The sequence below is a fragment of the Actinocorallia lasiicapitis genome (genome assembly GCF_054778695.1).
Genome location: NZ_BAAGZI010000536.1, coordinates 1 through 3,207 on the forward strand (window position 1 = coordinate 1; position 3,207 = coordinate 3,207).

The 3,207-nt window shown below is 71.1% G+C and carries 3 protein-coding genes; 1 reads left to right on the forward strand and 2 read right to left on the reverse strand.

The annotated features are described in order from the left end of the window. Nucleotides 1-155 precede the first annotated feature (155 nt). Entirely contained in the window at nt 156-2,378 is a 2,223-nt protein-coding gene (katG, locus tag ACYVE7_RS31715; protein WP_460369961.1) for a catalase/peroxidase HPI, read from the reverse strand. A 33-nt stretch (nt 2,379-2,411) separates the two neighbouring features. After that, on the reverse strand, nt 2,412-2,846 hold the full coding sequence (locus ACYVE7_RS31720) for a Fur family transcriptional regulator (RefSeq protein WP_460369963.1): 435 nt from the start codon (nt 2,844-2,846) through the stop codon (nt 2,412-2,414). Nucleotides 2,847-3,023: 177 nt separating this feature from the next. Here ACYVE7_RS31720 and ACYVE7_RS31725 point away from each other — a divergent pair. Then, nucleotides 3,024-3,207: hypothetical protein (locus tag ACYVE7_RS31725; RefSeq protein ID WP_460369965.1), on the forward strand; the 184-nt coding region annotated here is incomplete at its 3' end.

Genomic DNA, 3,207 nt, shown 5'->3' on the forward strand with positions numbered 1-3,207 from the left:
CCGGCCACCGACGCCCAGCGCCCCCCGAAGCCCCGCCGCGGCCGCGTCCAACGCCCCGCCGGCGCCGCCTGACCCACCGAAGCCACAACGGCTCGCACCCCCGCTCGGCCTTGAGCCGTGCGGCGGGTGCGAGCCGTTGTGTTAAGACGGGAGTGTCAGCGGTTGTCTCGGAGGTCGAAGCGGTCGAGGTTCATGACCTTGGTCCAGGCGGCGACGAAGTCGGTGGTGAACTTGGCGGAGGCGTCGGCGGAGGCGTAGACCTCGGCGAGGGCGCGGAGCTCGGAGTTCGAACCGAACACCAGGTCGGCGCGGGTGCCCGTCCACTTGACGGCGCCGGCGGAGTCACGGCCCTCGAAGAGGGTCGAATCCGGGGTCGACGCCGACCAGGTGACGTCCTGGTCGAGCAGATTGACGAAGAAGTCGTTGGACAGGGTGCCGGGACGGTCGGTGAACACTCCGTGCGCGGAGCCGCCGGTGTTGGCGCCCAGCACCCGCAGCCCGCCGACCAGCACCGTCATCTCCGGAGCGCTCAAGGTCAGCAGGTTCGCGCGGTCGACCAGAAGGTACTCGGCGGGCAGCCGGGCACCCTTGCCGAGGTAGTTGCGGAAGCCGTCGGCCTGCGGCTCCAGCGCGGCGAACGACTCGACGTCCGTCTGCTCCTGCGAGGAGTCGACGCGGCCCGGCGTGAACGGCACCGCGACGCCCGACACCCGCTCGATCGCCGTCCCGCCCGCCAGGACGACGAGGTCGGCCAGCGAAACCCGCTTGCCGGGGTTCGCGGAGTTGAACGCCGACTGGATGCCTTCCAGCGTGCGCAGGACGTTCGCGAGCCGGTCGGGATCGTTGGCCTCCCAGCCGCGCTGCGGCTCCAGCCGGATCCGTCCGCCGTTCGCGCCGCCGCGCTTGTCGCTGCCGCGGAACGACGAAGCCGCCGCCCATGCCGCCGCGACCAGGTCGGAGACCGGCAGGCCCGACTCGAGGATCTGCACCTTGAGCGACGCGAGGTCGGTGTCGTCGACGAGCTCGTGGTCGCGGGCGGGCAGCGGGTCCTGCCAGAGCAGCACCTCGGACGGCACCTCGGGGCCGAGGTAGCGGCTGACGGGGCCCAGGTCGCGGTGGGTGAGCTTGAACCAGGCGCGCGCGAACGCGTCGGCGAACTCGTGCGGGTGCGCCAGCCAGCGGCGGGTGATCTGCTCGTAGACCGGGTCGAACCGGAGGGCGAGGTCCGTGGTCAGCATGGTCGGGGCGAGCCGCTTCGACGGGTCGAACGCGTCGGGGACGGTGCCGTCGCCCGCGCCGTCCTTCGGCCGCCACTGGTGGGCGCCCGCCGGGCTCTTGAACAGCTCCCACTCAGAGCCGTAGAGGATCTCCAGGAAGGAGTTGTCCCAGCTCACGGGGGTGTTGGTCCAGACTCCTTCGAGCCCGCTGGTGATCGCGTCGGCGCCGGAACCGGTGCCGTAGGTGCTCTTCCAGCCCAGGCCCTGCGCCTCCAGCGGCGCTGCCTCGGGGTTGTCGCCGACATGGTCGGCGGGGCCCGCGCCGTGCGACTTGCCGAAGGTGTGGCCGCCGGCGATCAGCGCGGCGGTCTCCTCGTCGTTCATCGCCATCCGGCCGAAGGTCTCGCGGATGTCGCGGGCCGCGGCGAGCGGGTCGGGGACGCCGCCCGGACCCTCCGGGTTGACGTAGATCAGCCCCATCTGGACGGCGGCGAGCGGCTTCTCCAGTTCGTGGTCGGCGCTGTGCCGCTCGTCGCCGAGCCAGGTCCGCTCAGGGCCCCAGTAGACGTCCTCGTCGGGCTCCCACACGTCGGCGCGGCCGCCGGCGAAGCCGAACGTCGTGAAGCCCATGGTCTCGAGCGCGACGTTCCCGGCGAGGATCATCAGGTCGGCCCAGGACAGCGCCTGGCCGTACTTCTGCTTGACGGGCCAGAGCAGGCGGCGTGCCTTGTCGAGGTTGGCGTTGTCGGGCCAGCTGTTGAGGGGGGCGAACCGCTGCTGGCCGGTGCCGCCGCCGCCACGGCCGTCGCTGATCCGGTAGGTGCCGGCGCTGTGCCACGCCATCCGGATCATGAACGGGCCGTAGTGGCCGAAGTCCGCGGGCCACCAGTCCTTGGAGTCCGTCATGACGGCGGCCAGGTCCTGCTTGACGGCGGCGAGGTCGAGGTCGTTGAAGGCCGCGGCGTAGTCGAAGTCGGCGCCGAGGGGGTTCGCGACGACCGGGTTCTTGGCGAGGATCTTGAGGTTGAGCTTCTCCGGCCACCAGGCGGTGGCGTCGCCGCCCTGCGTCGGGTGGGGGATGCGGCCGTGGTCGACCGGGCAGCCGCCGGAGGAGGGGGCGGGGGTTTCCGAATCGATGATCGCGTCGTTGTTCTCGGCCATGGGAAATCCTTCCGGACTTGTCGGATCTCGTGCTCAGGAACGGGTGGTGGAGCAGCCGGGGCACAGGCCCCAGTAGATGACTTCGGCCTCGCCGATCGAGAAACCCTGATCGTCGGAGGCGGTGAGGCAGGGGGCTTCGCCGACCGCGCAATCGACGTCCTCCACCGCGCCGCAGGATCTGCAGACGACATGGTGGTGGTTGTCCCCGACGCGCCCCTCATACAGAGCGGCGCTGCCCGAAGGCTGGATCCGGCGCAGCAGGCCCGCCGCGGTGAGCGCGTGCAACGCCTCGTAGACGGCCTGGACGGAGATATGACCGACCCGTTCGCGGACTCCCGTCGCGATCGCGTCGACCCCCAGGTGGCCGCCGCCGCGCACGACGTCCAGCAGTGCCACCCGGGCGGCCGTCACCCGTAGCCCGGCGCCGCGCAGCTCTTCAGCGACGGTCCCACGCTCCGATGCGGTCATGCGGCCAACCTACTCCCATAAACACGACTCATACAAGATAATGAAGAGTACAAGTTAAGGCTGGGGAAGCCGCCGGGCGGGGGCTTGGTAGATCTTTTGGACGGGGGCGAACTCGGGCTTCCACCTGGCCGTCTGACGGTGCGTCAGTCGAGAATCACAGGGTGAGAGGTCGGGGATATGGGTGGTTTCGGGGAGCTTCCGCCGGCGGCTCGGCTGTACCGGGGGCCGGTCGAGCCCGAAGACGCCGCGCCGACGGGGGCGTCACGGAAGGTGCTGCTGCTGGTCGGCGGGGCGATCTGGGCGGCGGTGCTGGCCGGGGTGGCGCTCGGCGTGGCGGGCGAGGAAGGGACGCGGGCCGTCG